This is a genomic window from Rhodospirillales bacterium (genome assembly GCA_020638175.1).
In the GTDB taxonomy this organism is placed as follows: domain Bacteria; phylum Pseudomonadota; class Alphaproteobacteria; order Micavibrionales; family Micavibrionaceae; genus JACKJA01.
Genome location: JACKJA010000002.1, coordinates 1,380,375 through 1,399,486 on the forward strand (window position 1 = coordinate 1,380,375; position 19,112 = coordinate 1,399,486).

Below are 19,112 nucleotides of genomic sequence, written 5' to 3' on the forward strand. Positions count from 1 at the left end.
AGGGCCGTTCGAACTTATACAAAAATCATATGGTGCGCCCACGGCATTTATTCCGGCGCGATAAAAAAACACATACAAAACAAATGGATAGAACAGATCCCCAGAAAAGTTTGTCTCGCAGGTACGCGTAAGGTGTTGTTGTAAATTCATTGTTAGGAATAGATATATTTTCGGAGTTTTCAGTAGAAAGAGACATTTTCACGAGAGAACGACCATAAGAATCGGTCAGGGCCGATATACCCGTATTGGCGGAACGAACAACCGGCAGTCCTTCCTCTATCGCCCGGAACCGGGACTGAACGTAATGTTGATAAGGGCCGGGACTGTCCCCGTACCAGCCATCATTGGTCACGTTTAGAATAAAGGCCGGTTTGCTATGGCCGCGATAAACGGCCTGTCCGGGAAATATAATCTCGTAACAGATAAGCGGTGAAAACGGCGGCAGCGACCCGGCGGATAACGTGCGGGGACCGTCACCGGCGTCAAAGCCGCTGAATTTCACAAAAGGCGTCAGGGTCAGCCATTTCTGGAAAGGAATATATTCTCCGAAAGGGACCAGATGGCTTTTATCGTAAATTGCCACCGGCGTCAGGTTGCGGTCATAAACGACAAGGCTGTTATAATAACGCGTCTCGCCGTTATCCTGCGTATCTCGCCTGAGCAGCCCTGTCGCCAGATAAACATCATTGGCATAGAGGCCCAGAACATCCCGCAGAGCTTCCCGGACCGAAGGCATATCCATAAGGCGAAATGACAGGGCTGTTTCCGGCCATACGATCAGTGTGGGATTTGTCTGGTTTTCCGGCTCCGGGAAAGACAGGGATAGCAGTTTTCCCAGATTCTCACCGGCTTTTTCCGGGAGCCACTTGTCGGCTTGGTTAATGTTGGGCTGAACCAGCCGGATAACCAAATCGTCGCGGTAATTCTGCTCCGCATGAGCCAAACGGATATAGCCGTAAGCGTAAACGGAAACAAAAGCCAGCGCCGTGAACGCAATCCAGAGCGCCTTTTGCTTTCGGGGGCCATCCTGTATCAACAAAAAGCCCGGCAGCGCCGCCCAGAAAATGGTCAGGAGCGTCAGTCCGTAAATACCGGCTATAGAGGCAAACTGGGCAATCGGCAGCACTGAAATCCAGCTATAACCGTAGAGGTTCCAGGGAAAGCCTGTAAAGATATGCCCGCGCAGCCATTCAAAAACCGACAGGCCCGCGATAAAGATCAGGAACCCGGCGGCACGCGTCATCCCGCCCGTGCGCATGGCCAGAAGATGTATGATCGCCCCGGCGGCGGCGCTGAACAACCCCAGAAGCAAGGGAAGACCGGCAATCGCCAGAGGCCAGACCCAGCTAAAATCATTTCCCTCGACCAGCAAGGCATTACCGATCCAATACAGCCCGAACAAATGATAACCGAAGCCATGCAAACCGCCATATAACGCCGCTGTTTTCGCGGACGGGGCAGATGACAGGATAATGTAATAAAAACTCAGCCCCGCAAACAGGAACGGCCAGCAACTCCACGGGGCCATGGCGGGCATAATAAGGGCGCCGGATGCAAGCGCGGCCAGCCAGCGATAACGGGCGGGCCAGCCAGCGATAACGGGTGCGGCGCAGCTAAAAGAAAAAACATTCATGGCATAGAGGTTTAATCTGCTATGCGCGCCGATGGCAAGGGAATATTGCGGATCAATACGCGGTGGACCCGGCGGGGGTCGGCGTCGAGAATCTCGAAAACCATCCCGGAATCATGGGTCAGAATTTCACCGCGGGCCGGAACGCGCCCGGCAATCGAAAAGACCAGCCCGCCAAGCGTATCGACATCTTCACGCTCGTCTTCATCCAGCAATTCGCCGTATTTTTCTTCGAATTCCTCGATGTCATAGCGGGCGTCGACAATGACCGACCCGTCTTCCTTTTCCTTGATCTGGGGCTGGTCGTCCTGATCGTATTCGTCTTCGATCTCGCCGACAATGGCCTCGATAACGTCGCCAATCGTCACCAGGCCGTCAATACCGCCGAATTCGTCAATGACCATCGCCATATGCCGGCGTTTTTGCTTCATCATCAACAGCAGGTCCAAAACCGGCATGGCCGGCGAGACGATCGGAACGTTGCGGATAATATCCTTGATGACCATATCCTTGCCTGTGGCGATAGAAGCCAGAATATCCTTGATATGAATGGTGCCGATAATGTCGTCGAGCGTTTCTTTATAGACGGGCAGGCGGCTGAACTGTTTTTCAGCCAGCAAAGACAGCAAATCTTCCCGCGTTGTATCCAGAGATATGGCGGCAATGTCGGCCCGCGGAATCATCACGTCCGTCACGGTCATATCGCGTAAATTCAGGATATTGGAAATCAGGACGCGTTCATGGGCTGCCGTGCCGCATTCATCGTCATTTTGTTCGGTGATGTATTCGGCCAGCGCATCGCGCAGGGACGTATCGCCCCGGCCTTTCACAAGACCGCGCACCCAGTCCATAATATTCGGCTCACTGGAAGGAGAGATTTCGGCGTCGGTCGCCGTGTCCTGTCCGTTTTTGACAGCCGTCAGTAATGGTCCCGGACTCTCGGGTTCCTCTGGCGGTTGACTGTGATCGTCTTTCGGTTCGTTCTTTTTTGCGGGCATGATTTCCATTTTCTGTTTCCGTTTATACCTGATCTTTTAATCTTCACAATAGGGATTTTCAATTCCAAGCCCGTCCAGAATGCGGACTTCCAGCGCTTCCATCTCTTCAGCTTCCTTATCTTCGATGTGATCGTAGCCCAGAAGATGAAGCAATCCGTGCGTCAATAAATGCGCGTAATGATCGGCAAAGCTCTTGTTTTGCTCGCGCGCTTCCCGTTCAACCGTTTCAAAGGCAAAGATAACATCGCCCAGAACAAAATGCGGGGAGGCCGCCAGCGCACTTTCCAGATCCGGATCGTCCAGCGCGGCAAAAGATAAAACATTGGTGGGCTTGTCCATACCCCGGAATTCGCTATTCAAAGCCTGCACCTGCTGATCGTCGGAGAGAAGAATCCCCGTTTCCAGCGTTTTGCCGCCCAGAATGTCCGGCAGGGAGATCGTTGAAAACACTGCGCCGATCACCGCATCGGTCAGACTGTCGAGGCCGGGCAACGCTTTGCGCCATGCCGGATCGGATATCAGCACATCAAATGACGGGAATTTAATATCAGACATCGCGCTTCTTATTGTACTTATCGTAAGCTTGAATGATCTGGGCGACCAGCGAACTCCGCACAACGTCTTTGTGTGTGAAGTTGATAAAGGCCATATCCTCGCCGCCGGCCAGAACATCCTGCGCCTCCAGAAGGCCGGACCGTTCACCGCGCGGCAGATCGGTTTGCCCCGGATCGCCGGTAATAACCATGCGTGATCCCTCGCCAATACGGGTCAGGAACATTAACATCTGCATCGATGTCGTATTTTGGGCTTCGTCAAGAATGATGAAGGCATTGTTCAGTGTACGCCCGCGCATAAAGGCCAGCGGCGCAATTTCGATTTCCTCACTGGCGATTTTCTTTTGCAGTCGGTCGGCGGCCATCGTGTCATGCAGCGCGTCATAAAGCGGCCGCATATACGGGTCCATTTTCTCCTTCATTTCACCGGGAAGGAACCCCAGCCGCTCTCCGGCTTCCACAGCCGGGCGGGAAAGAATAATGCGTTCCACCGCGCCTTCTTCCAGCATCGCCACCGCCATCGCAACGGCCAGATAGGTTTTCCCCGTTCCGGCCGGGCCGATACCAAAAGTCAGCTTGTTCTTGTACATGGCCTCGATATAGCCCGCCTGCAGGGGCGAGCGGGGCCGAATGGTTTTCTTGCGCGTGGCAATCTGTTCTTCGTTGCGGGTAAATTGTTCCAGCCGCGCTTTCGGGCTGCGCTCTTTTTCCTCATCCAGAAACCGCAGAGCGGAATCAACACTTTGGGAATCAATTTCCTGACCGTTTGTAATGCGGCTCCACAATGCTTCCAGAACGCGCCGCGCCTGATCGGCTGAACGGGCTGCGCCGCTGATAACGACTTCGTTACCGCGGGTGTTAATATCAACGTTCAGTTTCTTTTCAATTTTCTGGAGATGAGCGTTTTGCTCGCCGTACAAGACCGGAACCAACCGGTTGTCTTCAAAGACGATGCGCTCCTGAATGGTTTGCTGTGCTATAGCGTTCCTCGCAAGCTGATTAACATGCCTAATTGTCTCATATTCATGCGCTTTTTGCAATCATTTCGCATGTTGCGATGCGGCCGCGCAGGGCGCTTTTCGAGGCCGTAATCATCTCGACATCAACAATGTGCCCCAGCAACCGTTCGTTACCTTCGACATGCACGGACTGGTTGTAGGGACTGCGGCCGTGAAGCTGGCCGGGTTCCTTGCCTTTACGCTCGAGCAGTACCGGCATCGTCAGGCCAACGCAGCGTTCGTTAAAGGCGCGCCCCTGATCGTTGAGCAAGTCCTGTAAATGTTGCAGGCGTTCATCCATAACATCTGGCCGCACCAGCTTTTTCATGCCGGCGGCCGGCGTTCCGGGCCGGGCGGAATATTTAAAGGAATAGGCCGAGGCATAGCGCGCCTTGCGGACCAGATCCATCGTTGCTTCAAAATCTTCATCCGTTTCACCGGGAAACCCGACGATAAAATCACCGGACAGGGCGATATCGGGACGTATTTTGCGCAGCTTTTCAATCGTCTCCAGATAGCTTTCCGCCGTATGCTTGCGGTTCATGGCCTTCAGGATGGTGTTGGACCCGCTTTGAACCGGCAGATGCAAATAAGGCATCAGTTTTTCAATGTGGCCGTGCGCCTCCAGCAAATCGTCCTGCATATCGCCGGGATGCGATGTCGTATAACGAATACGTTCGATCCCCTCGATCTCCGCCACCGCTTCGATCAACTGCGCCAACCCCCAGGTCTTGCCGTCAACGTTTTCACCGTGGAAGGCATTGACGTTCTGGCCGAGCAGGGTGATTTCCTTCGCCCCGGCATCGCGGATACGTTTGGCTTCATCAAGGATTTGCATCACAGGACGCGAAACTTCCGCACCGCGCGTATAGGGAACAACGCAGTACGTACAAAATTTATCACACCCTTCCTGAACCGACAGAAACGCCGCCGGACCGGTCGGGCGATTTTCGCCGGGCAGGGCGTCGAATTTCTCTTCGGTGGCCAGTTCGGTGTTAATCACACGCTCGCCCGTTGCCTTAACAACCATCTCCGGCAGCTCGTGATAAGTCTGCGGTCCGAACACCATATCGACATACGGCGCGCGCTCCATAATAAAGCCGCCTTCAGCCTGCGCGACGCAGCCTGCCACAGCCATCAGCATTTTGCCGCCGCGCGCTTCCTTGGCGTCCTTGTGATCGCGCAGCCGCCCCAGCTCGGAAAATACTTTTTCCGTGGCTTTTTCCCGGATGTGACAGGTGTTAAGGATCATCATGTCGGCATCTTCCGGGCTCTCGACAGTTTTGTATCCCAAAGGCGCCAGAACATCGGCCATACGCTGGCTGTCATAGACGTTCATCTGACAGCCCCATGTTTTGATATACAGTTTTTTGTTGTCTTGCCCGGTCATGCTATGGTTCATTCCTCATATAGTGGAAAGCAGGGTTAAACCACATTTACCCCGCCCAGATCAAGTTTTGAGAAAGAAAAAATCATGTCGAAAACACTGTTGGCCTTGGGATCGTTGCTACCGTCGGAAATGGAAGAACTGGACCGGCACTTCGACGTGATAAAACTCTGGAAAGAAGAAGACCCCGAAGCCACGCTTCAGGCCCACAAAAATGAAATTCAGGCGATTTTATCGCGCTATGACGGCAAAGGGGTGACACGCCGGATGATCGAAGCCTTGCCCAACCTTGAAATGATTGCCCAGTTCGGCGTCGGTGTGAACAATATTGATCTGACTGCCGCCGCCGAGCGCGGGATCAGTGTCACCAACACGCCCGATGTTCTGACTGCCGATACCGCCGATACGGCTCTGGCTTTGCTTCTGGCTGTTTCCCGCCGCGTCTGTGAAGCCGACATGTTTGTGCGCTGTGGTAAATGGCTGAACGGGGCATTCCCGCTGGGCAACACGCTGCAGGGTAAAACGGTTGGTATTTTGGGGCTGGGGCGAATCGGTCAGGCCGTGGCCCGGCGCTGCGCGGCGTTCGATATGGATGTTTTGTATAACGGACCGCGGGAAAAGCCGGATCAGCCCTATACATACTGCAAATCACTGAGAGAAATGGCGGATCTTAGTGATTACCTGATCCTGACCTGCGTTGGCGGTCCGGAAACCGAAAAGGTTGTCGATTATGATATTCTGGAAGCGTTGGGCTCCAAGGGCTTCCTGATTAACGTGGCGCGCGGCTCCGTCGTGAATCAGGAAGATTTATTAGAGGCCTTGTACAATAAAAATATTGCCGGAGCCGGGCTGGATGTGTATGACAATGAACCTCATATACCAGAGGCTTTGTTTGCGATGGATAATGTGGTTTTGTTGCCGCATATCGGGTCCGCGACGATTGAAACCCGAACCGTTATGGGGCGGCTCGTCATTGATAATCTTCTGGCATATTTTAACGGTGAACCATTGAAAACGCAGGTTGCAGCATGAAGAAAATACTTTTATCGGCGATTGTTTTACTTTTGGCGGGAGTATCCAGCGCGCAGGCTTCCAAAGCCGGGAGCTGCTACACATTGGCCGAAGCCGAAGCCGAGCAGGCCATCCGCATCCACAGCGAACTCATGGTTATCGGCCTGAATTGCCAGCACATGAAAACCCACGGTAAAAACCTGTATATGCAATACCGTGATTTCACCGATCAACACAAAGGCCTGTTCGCGGCTTACGAAAACCGCCTTCTGGATTATTTTCAGCGCACCGGCGAACGCGATCCGGAAGCCAAACTCAACACAATGCGGACGGTTCTGGCCAACAAGATTTCGACCGATGCGGCGAAAATGCGCCCTGATCTGTTTTGCAACCGCTACGCCATGCGCATCCCCAAGGTCGCGACAATGGATGGCGAGAGCCTGAAAAAATGGGCGGCAACGTTTTATCCGTCCCATCCCGTATCTCAGCCAATTTGTGAGCATTAAACCGCAACACAATGAAATAAAATAAAAAAACAGGGAGAGTAAAATGAATATCGATCAGGCCATAGAGGATAGACTTGGCCCGGCATCGGAAGCCATTGCCTCTTTTGTTTTCTACAGCGTGCCGGTTATGGGGCAGGAGGTAAAACTGATCCTGGCCTGGCTCGTTATTGCCGCGCTCTTTTTCACATTTTATCTGGGTTTCATCAATATTCGGTATTTCGCTCACGCGATTGCTATCTTGCGGGGAAAATACGATAAACCGGGGGCCAGCGGCCATATCAACCGGTTTCAGGCATTGACGACATCGCTTTCCGGCACCGTCGGGCTGGGAAATATTGCCGGCGTCGCCGTCGCGGTTTCGGTTGGCGGTCCCGGTGCTGTATTCTGGATGGCGATGATGGGGCTGTTCGGGATGACCGTAAAATTCGCCGAAGTTATGCTGGGCGTCAAATATCGTCATGAAAAACATTTACCCGATGGCAGGGTCAAAATTTCCGGCGGCCCGATGTACTACCTGCGCGATGCTTTTAATAACCGCGATATACCGTATATCGGGAACATCATGGGCGCTTTTTTCGCTGTATGTGTCCTGTTTGGCGCCATTGGGGCCGGCAGCCTGTTCCAGACAAACCAGACGTATCAGCAACTTCTGACGATCTCCGGCGGGCAGGAAAGCTTTTTCGCGGACAAAGGCTGGCTGGTCGGTCTGTGTATGGCCGTTCTTGTAGGCATTGTTATTATTGGCGGGATCAAATCCATTGCCGCCGTGGCTTCAAAAATCGTCCCCGTAATGGGGATCGTCTATTTGCTGGCGGGCTTTGTTGTCATCGCCATGAATTACCAGCAAATCCCGGAAAGCCTGCTCATCATTGTCAAAGAAGCTCTCGTGCCGGAAGCCGGGCTGGGGGCGCTCTTCGGCGCACTGCTAATGGGTGTGCAGCGCGCGTCTTTTTCAAACGAAGCCGGGCTGGGCTCGGCGGCCATTGCACACTCATCCGTTAAAACCGATCAGCCCGTTTCACAGGGTTTTGTCGGTATGCTCGGCCCGTTCATCGACACCATCATTATCTGCATGGTTACCGCGTTCGTCATCGTCATCAGCGGCGCCTACATGGATAAAGACGGCATGGAAGGGGTTGAACTGACATCACGCGCCTTTGCATCCAGCATTTCATGGTTTCCCTACGTTCTGGCCTTTACAGTTTTCTTGTTTGCGTACTCGACCCTGATTTCCTGGTCGTATTATGGCGTGAAGGGCGCAACGTTTTTATTCGGCGAGCACAGCGCCGTAGAGATTGGCTATAAATTGTTTTATTGCCTGGCGGTTATTGTCGGTGCTTCGGCGAACTTGGGCAGCGTCATCAACATCACGGACTCATTGGTTTTTGCCATGGCTGTTCCCAACATTATCGGCCTTTATTTATTGGCCCCAGAGATAAAGTCAGACATAAGGAAATATTTTCAAGACATTGAAAATAAATAGATTTATTTGTTTTGTTTTCTGGTTTTTATAATCATGAAATAAAACGTCTTTCTTCGATTCTCCTCTTGCCGTTTACGCACTTTCATGTGTAAATAGGCACCTTAATCCATATAAATCAGTTTTTTAACGACAAAACCTCAAGTGTGGGGAGAGAGCTACGTCATGAAACTTGCGCCTGCCGTGCCGAAAAAAGACCCGGATAACAAGCCCGAAGCCAAAGCGGCTTCTCCCGATGCAGCCTCGATCGGGGAAAGCAGAAAAATCCCGGAACTGACGGCAAAAAAGGATGCGGGCCTGAAAGTGGGCAAGGGGCTCAAACATTTGCGCATAACAGCCGTGCCGGCAAAACCTGACCTGTCTTCGGACTCCGAAAATCAGGAAAGCCCGGCCTCTGGCCTGCATGTTCGGGCGCTGCGCACGGAAAAAACGGCAATCGACCACGAAAATTACAGCGATGACGAGCCGGTTTTAATGCTGAGCCCGCTGAATGCCGCGCCGCTAAAAGGATCGGCCTTTGCCAAAGTCATGAGTGTAGCCGGGGCTTTCCTGACGGTGTTCTGGCTGGCATTTTGCGCCTACGCCACCATCCGTAATGGCGTTTTGAGCAATGTCAGCACCATGGCCCCGCACGAGCTGGGCGGTTATCTGGCGGGCATTTTGGCGCCCGTCGCGCTGCTTTGGTATATCCTTGGTATTTTCCAGCGCCGGGAAGAGGTCGCGCATTATTCGGAAGCACTGCGTCATGAGCTGCAATCCATCTTGTTCCCATCCGAAGAACGGGCGCAGCGAGTGCATAAAGACATTGAGGAGCTGTGCCGTCAGTCGGCTGAACTGGCAACATCGTCCAAATCGGTAATCAAGGCGATCGCACGGGCGCGTCATGGCCTGAAAAATGAAATCCGTGATTTTATCGGCCTGTCGAAAAAAACCGAGTTTCATATTGATAAAATGGCCGAGTCCATGCACGAACGCTCGGCCCGCCTGCTGTCATTGACCGAGGAAATCGAACAACGCACCGATAATATCGGAACGCGGGCGCAATCTGGCGCCGAAGCATGGGATGAAGCCACGCGGAACATTCTGGAGCGGGCGACGGAAATGGAAGCCTCCATGGGCCGCGGCGCGGACAAGATTCTGGACGCCGCCGATCAGGCTGGCGAGAAAATCGGAGGGCTGGAGAGCTTCTTCGATCAGCGCTTCGATCATTTAAGCGAATCCGTCGATCGCATGGCGGGGCGCCTGAAAGATGTCAGCGGCGAGTTCGACAGCCATACCGAGGCTCTATCGTCTGCCGCGGAAAAAGTGGCGGCGGAAACATCACGCCTGTCCGATACAATCGGCCAGCAAGTCGACGGATTAAAGGATGTCACCGACAAAACCTTGCAAGCCATGGAACAATCCAGCCAGACCATTCAGGACCACAGGGAAGCCCTCGATAAAGGCGCCGAAGAGGTCGCCCGTCAGGCCGACCGCATGGCCGATACCATCAATGCCAGCCTTGAGCGCCTGCACGACGCCGGGGAGGGGGTCGCCGACCGTACCGCTGATCTGGAAACCCGTCTGGATGTTCAGGCCGGAAAACTTCACGATACGGTGACCGGAATCGCAAAAGAAGCCGAAGCCATCGAAGATGCCGGAACCGCGGCGGCGAACAAGCTGAGCGAAGCGATGTCCGTGGCCGTATCCGGCGCGGAATCCGTAACGGCGGCGGTTCGGCGCGCCGTGGAAGCGCTTGAGAAATCGGCAAACAGCACACGCCAGCAAACCGAAACGCTGATGGAAACGGCGGGCGAGCAGATCGCCAAACTCGATGAAGCCGGGGAAGGCAACGTAGCCCGTATGGAAACCATCGTCGGTTTGATCGAAAAGAGCCGGGAGCAAATTGAAGCGGCTTCGGCCCTTGCCGATGAACAGGTCAAAACCCTGACCGCCTCGGCTGAAGATCAGGCTGAAAAAATCAATATCGCCACGATCAACATAGTGGACCGTATCCAGAGCGTCCAATCGTCTCTGGAAGAACCGCTCCGCGCGATAAACAATGCGGTTGATGAGGCTGACAGCCGCCATACGCAAATCGAGGAAACCCTGCGCCAGCGCGTAACGGATCTAAACGATGCCAGCGGCAAGGCGCGGGAAAGCTCTGAATATATCCGCAATATTCTGCGCGGACAGGCTCAGGAAATTTCCACCATGGCGGGTCAGATTGGTGGCCATGCCCGGACGATTAACGAACAGCTCGCACACCAGAAAAATGTGCTGGGCAGTGAAGTCGAAGAATCGTTAAGCCGCATCGAAACCGTGCGCGATGCACTGGAGGACCAGGCCTCGCGTCTGACGGTGCTATCGGATGGCGCGGTTGAAAATCTCTCGAAACTGGAAGAGCAGATATCGGCGCGCTGTGAAGAAGTCAGCGCCTCCACCAAGCTGGCATTGGGGAATATGGGTGATCTGGACGAGGCCATTACCGGAAAAACCCTGACATTGAAGAAAAACACCGAAACGGCGAACGAGTCCCTCATAACGGTCATGGACGCGCTGGAAAAAACATCCGGCGGGTTCGAGCCCTTATTCGACGATGCCATGGACCGGGTATCACAAGCCCATGTGCAGTTTGAAAACCTGCAAAAAGGCTTCGAGGTTTCCACCCGCAACAATCTGGACCGCTTGCAGCAAATCAGCATCGTCTTTGACGAGCGCCTCAACGGGCTGCGGAGCGGCGCCGATCATGCCGCCGAAATCCTGAAAAAATCCGGCAACGATATGCAAGAACGGGTCGAGGACATCGAACGTGCCGCCACATCGGCGAATGATAAAATGCACGATCTGCGTAATGCGTTGGCCGATCAGTCGACGGACATTCACCTGATGACGGACGAAGCGCTCCTGAAAATCGAAACGGTGCAGAAAACAATCAACGAACAATTCCATGAATTGTCTGAATCGGTCGGACAGGCTCTGGCCCGGATTGGCAATGTCGGCGAAGAGATTGGCCGGAGCGCCGCGCAAGTCGATAAAACGGCCGATCGTGTCACTGCGCGCTTTGACGGTGTGGGCGACAAGGTCTTTGAACAAAGCGAACGCCTGAGCAAGGCCGCGAACGACTCTGTAAACATGACGGTGGATCTGGTAACGAAAGTGAAACTGGAAGCCGACAGCCTGCTGCGCAACACGAAAGAATCGTTGCTGGAGCTGAAAAAAGCCGGTGACGGCTTTGCTCTGCGGTCCCGTGAAGTCAATGAACAGATGAATGCCGGCCTGAAAACATCACAGGAATATGGTGACCAGCTGCGCAGGCAAGCCGGGGTGGTGGCGCAATCTTCCGCCGAAGCCGCCGAACAGATCAGCGACGCTATATACAAACTGTCTGGCAAACTGGATGATATCGGCACATCGGCCGGTAGCGTCGTAAAAGGAATCCGGGATTCACGCGAAGAACTGGCCGAGGAAAGTGATCGTCTGGTATCCGTGTCCACGGCGGCAATCAGGGCGGCCGACGAAGCGGCCTCAACCTTTAGCCGCCAATCAAATGCCCTGTTCAAGGCGGTTGAAGATGCAACGCATCTGGCCCGCAAGATCAAGGACCAGGATAACCGCGTTCAGCGCGAAGCCTTTATGGCCTCGGCGAAATTTATTATCGAGAGCCTGCACTCCCTGTCTGTCGACTTTACCCGGATGCTGGAAAATGAAATTCCGGAGAAAACGTGGAAAGCCTTCCAGAAGGGTGATGTATCCGCCTTTACCAGACGTCTGTCCCAGATGGACGAGCAGCTTCCGGTTGAAAAAGTACGCGAGAAATTTGCCGCCGACAATGAATTCCGGACCTACGTCCAGCGCTTCCTGCGTCAATTCGAAGAATTGTTCGATCAGGCATCCGCCACCGACCACAGCGATCTTCTCACGACAACTTTTGCCACGAGCGATATCGGTAAACTCTACCAGATGCTGTGCAAAGCCGCCGGACGCGCGCCGAAAATGATGCGCGAGGATAAAAAATCATCCTCATAATCCAGCGCAAAAACAATCGACGCTCCCCCCTTGATTGAGAAGAGCATTGGCATCATAATCCTTTATTAAGGAAGTGTGTCTTATCCTGTTCTTTGTTGTTCTATCAAAGTATTAGAGGGTGTTTGCGTTATGGGCAAAACCAAATTCTGCCAAGGGTTATCCGATATATCGGACAGCTATGCCGGCTTTATTATCGACCAGTGGGGCGTTCTCCATAATGGCGAGAAACTATATGATGGCGTGCTGGAATCTCTCAAAGAGCTGAATAACCGGAAAAAATATATCATTATTCTGTCGAATTCCGGTAAACGGGCCGAGGAAAACGCCGAACGCCTGAAAAAACTGGGTATTCCGCCCTCTATGTACACTGAAATTGTAACCTCCGGGGAAATCGCCTGGCAGGGCCTGAAGGATCAGACCGAGGGCATTTTTAAAGGGCTGGGCCAGCGTTGCTTCCTGATGAGCCGCGGCGGTGACACGTCGATCGTTGATGGTCTGGATATCGAACTGGTCGACGACATTGAACAAGCTGATTTTCTGATGATTAGCGGCTCGGACGCGCCGGAAAAAACGCTAGTGGATTATTATGAACCGATTTTGCGCAAAGCGGTGCGCCGCCGGTTAAAAGCTATTTGTGCCAACCCGGACAGCCGGATGCTGGTCGGATCAGCCCAGCATGTCGGACCGGGGCTGATTGCGCGCCGCTATCAGGATTTTGGCGGCGTCGTTCATTATATCGGCAAGCCGCACCAACCGATTTTCCAGCACTGTATCCGCAAGCTCCAGCAACAGGAAATCTATCCGGGCCAGACCGTCATGATCGGCGACACCATGGCGCATGACATTGTCGGCGCGGCGGCGATGGGGATTGATACCTGCCTGATTAAAAACGGCATGCATATCGGGGCGTTTAAGGGATGCAAGACACCTTACGATGTCGATAAAACCCTGAATATCCTGACGCTGCAATATAACAACGTCCGCCCGACTTATCTGGTTGACCGGTTTAAATGGGGTAATCCGCTCCCCGACCGTAAGCACAAAAAACGGAAATAAAAATCAGTAAAACTACTCATCCGCTTCACGCGTAGCCAGTACCGCCATGGCAGCCTTGATTTCGGGGAGAGCTCGCTCAACAGCGGCTTCACCTTCGGCAATCATTTCCCGTCCGCGCTCAAATTCCATCGAACCGATATGCCCGATTTGCGGTTTGATATGAACATCCGGCGGGTCTCCGGCCAGACGGGAACGTGTTAAACGGTCCTGAAGAATATTCAGCGCTGAAACCATAACGCCGAACAGGCTGGGATTATTCGGGTCGCGGCCAAATAAACGTCCGGCGATGTCGTGTTTTTTAGGCGGGGTAATATCAAACCCGGCAATCGTCTGATACTTGTTTCCGGGCTGGACGGCCTTGCCAATCATGTCACTGTTCAGGTCGACAGCTATCGTCATCCGCGCCCCCAAAGCCTGACAGGCCGATACCGGCACCGGGTTGACGAGCGCGCCATCAACCAGCAGACGGTTATTGATGTCCATCGGCGGAAAAACGCCGGGCAGGGCAAACGAGGCCCGCATGGCATCGATAAAATCCCCTTTACGCAGCCAGACCTCATGCCCTGTGGCCAGATCGGCGGCAATCGCGATGAAGGGGTGCTCCAGATCCTCGATCTGCACCCCTTCAAAATAAGATTCCAGCAGAATTTGCAATTTTTTACCGGCAATCATCCCGGCACTGCGCACCCGGAAATCAAGATAGGAAAAGACCTTGCGCCGGTTCAGCGATAAAGCCCACTCTTCCAGCTCATCCAGTTTTCCGGCCAGATAACAACCGCCGACCAACGCCCCGACGGATGTCCCGGCGATCAAGGTCGGCTCGACGCCATTGCGAAGCAAAGCCTTCATAACGCCAATATGGGCAAAACCGCGGGCCATACCGCTGCCTAGCGCCAGTCCGATAGGCATTTGTGAATGAGAGGGGCTAACGCCCTGTTTTTTCTTTTTTCTTTGTGTCATGCTCTTGCACACCATCCTCTTTATAGAGTAACACAAAACGATGACATCTGATACGGAAACACTTGCCGCAAAGCAGCATAAACGCAGCACATTTTCGCTGGTAAAGCGGATCGCCAGGGATTACCTGAATCCCTATTGGGGGCAGATCGGTCTGGCCTTTGTGTTCATGTTGATTGCCGCCGCCATGACCGCCGGATTCGCCAAACTGCTGGAGCCCGTGGTTGACAATGTTCTGGTTGAAACGAACCGGCACCTGATCGTGCCGATGGCCGGCGCGGTCTTCCTGTGCTTCTTTATCCGGGGGCTGGCGACCTATATCCATACCATTCTGATGAACCGGGCCGGGCAGGCGATGGTCATGGATATTCAAAACGACCTGTTTGCCAACTTCATTGATCTGGATTTATCCTTTTTCCAGCAAAACCCCAGCGGCCAGCTTGTTTCCCGCGTTATGAACGACGTCGAAGTCGTGCGCATGGCCGTGGCGGGCAGTTTTGTAGGGGTCGGAAAAAGTCTCCTGACTCTGGTTTTGCTCGTCGCCCTGATGTTTTATCAGGACTGGAAGCTCTCTTTGATCGCCTTTATCTTTTTCCCGTTTGCCGCCACATTTGTAGCCATTATCGGGCGGCGTTTGCGTAAACTGTCCGGGAACCTGCAGGACCACAAGGCCCGCCTGACCGATGTCCTGACCCAGATTTTCCAAGGCATCCGGCAGGTCAAAGCCTATGGCATGGAATCGTTTGAACGAAACCGCGCCGGGACGGCCATAGACACGGTGCGCAAACTAAACGTTAAAAGCGTGCAGCTCGGCACATTATCGACGCCGTTCAATGAAACGCTGATCGGTCTGGCCGTGACCGGCGTGATTGTTTATGGCGGGATGCAGGTTCTCAACGGCGCGCTGACCACAGGCTCCCTGATTTCCTTCATCGCAGCTTTTGCATTGGCATACGAACCGATGAAAAAGCTGGCGACCCTGAATAACACGCTTCAGATGGGGATGGGGGCCGCCGACCGGGTCTTTGACATGATGGATCGCCGGGCGGAAATACAGGATAGTCCCGGCGCCCTGACGTTGGCGAGCGCCAAGCCGTCAATCGTCTTTGAAAGCGTTTCCTTTGGTTATGACGAAGATGAAATTATGGCGCTGAATGATGTGTCTCTCACGATGGAGCCGGGGAAAATCACCGCGCTGGTCGGGCCGTCAGGCAGCGGTAAAACCACGATCATGAATATGATTCCCAGATTCTATGACCCGCTATCGGGCAGGGTGATGATCGACGGACAGGACATCAGGAACGTAACGCTGTCTTCCTTACGGGGGCACATTGCGCTGGTCTCGCAGGACATCACCATCTTCAACGACACGGTCCGGGCCAACATCGCCTACGGCAATCAGGACGCCAGCGACGAGCAAATCCGGGAGGCCGCCAAAGCGGCTTTCGCACACGATTTTATCATGGCCATGCCGGAGGGCTACGACAGCATACTGGGCGAGCAGGGCACAAAGCTTTCCGGTGGCCAGCGCCAGCGTATTTCGATCGCCCGCGCGGTCTTGAAAAACGCGCCGATTTTATTGTTGGACGAAGCCACATCGGCACTGGATAATGAATCCGAGCGCGCGATACAGGCCACCTTGGCGGAATTGCAAAAAGGGCGTACGTCTCTGGTGATTGCTCACCGCCTTTCAACCGTTCAGGCCGCCGATCAGATCATTGTTTTGGATAAAGGCAAAATCATCGAACAGGGCCGTCACGAAGAACTGCTGGAAAAAGCTGGACTTTATGCCAGAATGTATCAAACAGGACTGCAATAAATATTGGATATGGAGAATAGATAAATGGATATCAAAGCGGCATTGGTGGACAAGGTAGTAACACTCAAGCCGGAGCAAACGGTGGAAGAGGCTGTGGCCTTGTTCAAAAAGAAAAACATCCGGAGCGCCCCCGTTGTCGATGGTAAACAGCTTGTCGGATATTTCAGCCTTCGTCACCTGATGAAGGGATTGTTGCCGGTATCTGTCGATACGGATCTGGGAATGCGGGTTCCTTTGGGCGCGGCGCCCGGACTCGAAAAACGTCTGCGCAAATTAAAGCCGCAGCCAGTCAGCATGCTGATGGAACGGGACATGCCGGTGGCCAAACCGGACATGCCGCTTTGGGAAATTATCGGGCTGCTGACCCAGACGGGACGACCGTTGCCGGTAACGGATGCGGAAGGCGCTTTTGTCGGGCTGGTTTCCGAATTGACCGCTTTGGAAGCGCTTGAAGCGGAAGGTTGATCTGGATAGTCGCGCCTCTTAACGTCTTGATTCAATTTGAATTCATCTGATTCTGAAAAATTTTCCTTTTTGGCGTTGCATCATTTTTAAAAAAGGAGCATAGTGCGGCGCCAAATGAGCAGGGCATCCCTGACAGGGTTGTCTGCACCCGTAAAACCAAAAGAAAATACGAGGAAAAAGATATGCCTTGCAGAGATGCAATGATAACAGAAGTAATTTCGGCGCGCCCGGAACAAACTGTTGCAGATGCGCTTGCCCTGTTTGATAAACACGGTATTCGCGCCGTTCCGGTCGTGAACGAAAAAAATGAAGTTATTGGTGTTTTTAACTTCATGCACCTTCTAACGAATATTCTTCCAGTTCCAGTGACATTCGATGGCGGCTTGACTCGCCTGAAAAACATGGACATCAGCCTGGATTTTGTATCGGGAACATCGCCTTGGGTCGCCAAGCGTCTTGAGTTGATTCTTCCCAAAAAATTGGAAGATGTGATGATAAAAAATCCTCGGACAGTAAGACCGGAGACATCACTGCGCGAAGGCATTCGCCTGATGGTTAAATATGGTAGTCCTCTGCCGGTTGTCAGCGATGATAACAACACGATGGCGGGAATCATTTCATCTCAGACGGCGATCAAGTCACTGCTGCGGATTACCAAGCATCTCGAAGAAGGTAAAGAGGTAAACGAGTAGGGTGTCGTTCTTAAACTCCTTTACTCCTTGCAGAGAAAAAAGACGAGCTATAAGCGATCTAAAAAAATCGCAGGCTAAAAAATTCTGAAGGAACTATTATGATACACGAAGAACTTGTTCTGGACACTCCGATGCTGGCATCGGCTATTGTCCTTTTTATTACTTTTGTTGGTATTTTTACCGAACATTTACACCACATTCACCGTACGAAAGTCGCCATGCTCGGCGCAGGTCTGATGGTTGTTGTCGGCCAGTTCTACGGCTTTTACGACCCGGAAGGCGCGCTGCACGCGATCGACTGGAACGTTGTGTTCCTGCTGGGGGCGATGATGACGGTTGTTTCGATCATGATCCCCACAGGCGGGTTTCAGGCTGTAGCTTACCGCATCGCTAAATTCAGTAAGGGGCGCCTGTTTCTTCTGCTGTTTATGATGGGGCTGTCGATCAGCGTTATCTCCATGTTTCTGGCAAACGTAACGGTGGTGGCCATCTTCGGCCCTCTGATCGTTCTGATTTCCCAGGCGTTGAAGGTAAACCCGGTGCCACATTTGATGGCCGCGGCTTTGCTCTCGAACGTGGGGGGGATCGCTACGCTGGTTGGTGACCCGCCGAACCTTATGATTGGTTCCGCTGCGGATATCAATTTCAGTAACTTTTTCATCCGCATGGCCGGCATTGTGGTCGTGGCCTGGGTTGTATCCCTGTTTGCTATCCGTGTCCTGTTCAATAAGAAGCTGACAGCCAAACCGGAAAAGACGGAATTTACCAATGGCAAACTGCTGAAAGACAAGAAAATCTGGTATGCCTCAATCCTCGTAATGATAACGATGATTTTCATGTTCATCTTCCAGACGGCTTTGGGCTGGGATGCATGGGTTGTCTCGGCTTTTGGGCTGACGGTATTGCTGGCTTTGACCTACAAGGCCAACCCGGATTCCTATTTTGCTGACATCGAACTGTCTTTGCTGGTGTTCTTCATCGGCCTGTTCGTTATTGTCGGCGGTGTTGAACACAGCCATTTCCTCGAATGGGTTGGTCAGTTTATCAAGCCGCTTGTTGAAAATGATATCGTTATGGCCTGCATTATCCTGATGTGGGTATCGGCGATCCTGTCAGCGGCGATTGATAACATCCCGTTCACGGCGGCGATGATTCCGATCATTCTGGGTATGGAAGCCGAGGGCATCGACGTTATGCCGCTTTGGTGGGCTTTGGCTGTCGGTGTTGGTCTGGGCGCGAACGGAACGCACCTGGGCGCTTCGCCGAACCTGTATGTCATGGCACTGTCCGAACGTTTGGCCGAGAAGGAAAACAAGCCCTCTCTGGCAATTACGCCGGGCCTGTGGTTCCGTAAAGGGACGCCGACAATGATTGTAGCGCTGATTGTTTCAACCTTTATCTTCTGGGGCTTTTTCAACTTCTATGCCTCTCCGATTCACGATACGGAGCAACGCATGGCCGCTTTGAACGGGACGCTGGAAGAAATCCCGGTTGATGCAGCGGAACATATCATTTCCGCCCAGCATTAAGCGGTACGGAAAATAATTTAAA

General features: G+C 53.1%; 14 protein-coding genes and 1 pseudogene. 9 read left to right on the forward strand and 6 right to left on the reverse strand.

The features are described from left to right. Nucleotides 1-25: 25 nt before the first annotated feature. From lnt to miaB, 5 genes are all read right to left on the reverse strand, one after another. Nucleotides 26-1,633, reverse strand: coding sequence for an apolipoprotein N-acyltransferase (gene lnt, locus H6868_06745; protein MCB9989018.1), 1,608 nt, complete (start codon nt 1,631-1,633; stop codon nt 26-28). A gap of 11 nt (nt 1,634-1,644) precedes the next feature. Continuing rightward, nucleotides 1,645-2,472 (reverse strand): HlyC/CorC family transporter, encoded by an 828-nt coding sequence (locus H6868_06750; protein ID MCB9989019.1) that lies wholly within the window; start codon nt 2,470-2,472, stop codon nt 1,645-1,647. A gap of 192 nt (nt 2,473-2,664) precedes the next feature. Next, nucleotides 2,665-3,183 (reverse strand): rRNA maturation RNase YbeY, encoded by a 519-nt coding sequence (gene ybeY, locus H6868_06755; protein ID MCB9989020.1) that lies wholly within the window; start codon nt 3,181-3,183, stop codon nt 2,665-2,667. Continuing rightward, nucleotides 3,176-4,069, reverse strand: coding sequence for a PhoH family protein (locus H6868_06760; protein MCB9989021.1), 894 nt, complete (start codon nt 4,067-4,069; stop codon nt 3,176-3,178). The genes ybeY and H6868_06760 overlap by 8 nt, the downstream gene beginning before the upstream one ends. Before the next feature lie 136 nt (nt 4,070-4,205). Beyond that, nucleotides 4,206-5,570 carry a tRNA (N6-isopentenyl adenosine(37)-C2)-methylthiotransferase MiaB gene (gene miaB, locus H6868_06765; protein MCB9989022.1) on the reverse strand — a complete coding sequence of 455 codons (1,365 nt, stop codon included), beginning with the start codon at nt 5,568-5,570 and terminating at the stop codon, nt 4,206-4,208. Between the two features lie 84 nt (nt 5,571-5,654). Between miaB and H6868_06770 the strand changes: the two genes are divergently transcribed. The 5 genes and pseudogenes from H6868_06770 (at nt 5,655) to H6868_06790 (ending at nt 13,628) form a co-directional block, all read left to right on the forward strand. Beyond that, nucleotides 5,655-6,599, forward strand: coding sequence for a 2-hydroxyacid dehydrogenase (locus H6868_06770; protein ID MCB9989023.1), 945 nt, complete (start codon nt 5,655-5,657; stop codon nt 6,597-6,599). A gap of 65 nt (nt 6,600-6,664) precedes the next feature. Further along, nucleotides 6,665-7,084, forward strand: a pseudogene (locus tag H6868_06775) (hypothetical protein). Nucleotides 7,085-7,127: 43 nt separating this feature from the next. After that, nucleotides 7,128-8,567, forward strand: a complete 1,440-nt coding sequence (locus H6868_06780; protein MCB9989024.1) for an alanine:cation symporter family protein — start codon at nt 7,128-7,130, stop codon at nt 8,565-8,567. Between the two features lie 162 nt (nt 8,568-8,729). Then, nucleotides 8,730-12,572: a hypothetical protein gene (locus H6868_06785; protein MCB9989025.1), complete on the forward strand. Its 3,843-nt coding sequence runs from the start codon at nt 8,730-8,732 to the stop codon at nt 12,570-12,572. Nucleotides 12,573-12,701: 129 nt separating this feature from the next. Continuing rightward, nucleotides 12,702-13,628 (forward strand): TIGR01459 family HAD-type hydrolase, encoded by a 927-nt coding sequence (locus H6868_06790; GenBank protein ID MCB9989026.1) that lies wholly within the window; start codon nt 12,702-12,704, stop codon nt 13,626-13,628. 12 nt (nt 13,629-13,640) lie between these two features. Here the strand turns inward: H6868_06790 and H6868_06795 are convergent, their stop codons facing one another. Beyond that, the gene (locus H6868_06795) at nt 13,641-14,537 is read right to left on the reverse strand and encodes a patatin-like phospholipase family protein (protein MCB9989027.1); all 897 of its coding nucleotides are present in this window, start codon (nt 14,535-14,537) and stop codon (nt 13,641-13,643) included. 91 nt (nt 14,538-14,628) lie between these two features. On the opposite strand from H6868_06795, the gene H6868_06800 reads away from it, so the two are divergent. The 4 genes from H6868_06800 to H6868_06815 all read left to right on the forward strand — a co-directional run bounded on the left by H6868_06800 (nt 14,629) and on the right by H6868_06815 (nt 19,090). Beyond that, the gene (locus tag H6868_06800; protein MCB9989028.1) at nt 14,629-16,404 is read left to right on the forward strand and encodes an ABC transporter ATP-binding protein; all 1,776 of its coding nucleotides are present in this window, start codon (nt 14,629-14,631) and stop codon (nt 16,402-16,404) included. Nucleotides 16,405-16,428: 24 nt separating this feature from the next. Further along, nucleotides 16,429-16,869: a CBS domain-containing protein gene (locus H6868_06805; protein ID MCB9989029.1), complete on the forward strand. Its 441-nt coding sequence runs from the start codon at nt 16,429-16,431 to the stop codon at nt 16,867-16,869. Nucleotides 16,870-17,051: 182 nt separating this feature from the next. After that, entirely contained in the window at nt 17,052-17,561 is a 510-nt protein-coding gene (locus tag H6868_06810) for a CBS domain-containing protein (protein MCB9989030.1), read from the forward strand. 98 nt (nt 17,562-17,659) lie between these two features. Continuing rightward, on the forward strand, nt 17,660-19,090 hold the full coding sequence (locus tag H6868_06815) for an anion permease (GenBank protein MCB9989031.1): 1,431 nt from the start codon (nt 17,660-17,662) through the stop codon (nt 19,088-19,090). Nucleotides 19,091-19,112 lie beyond the last annotated feature (22 nt).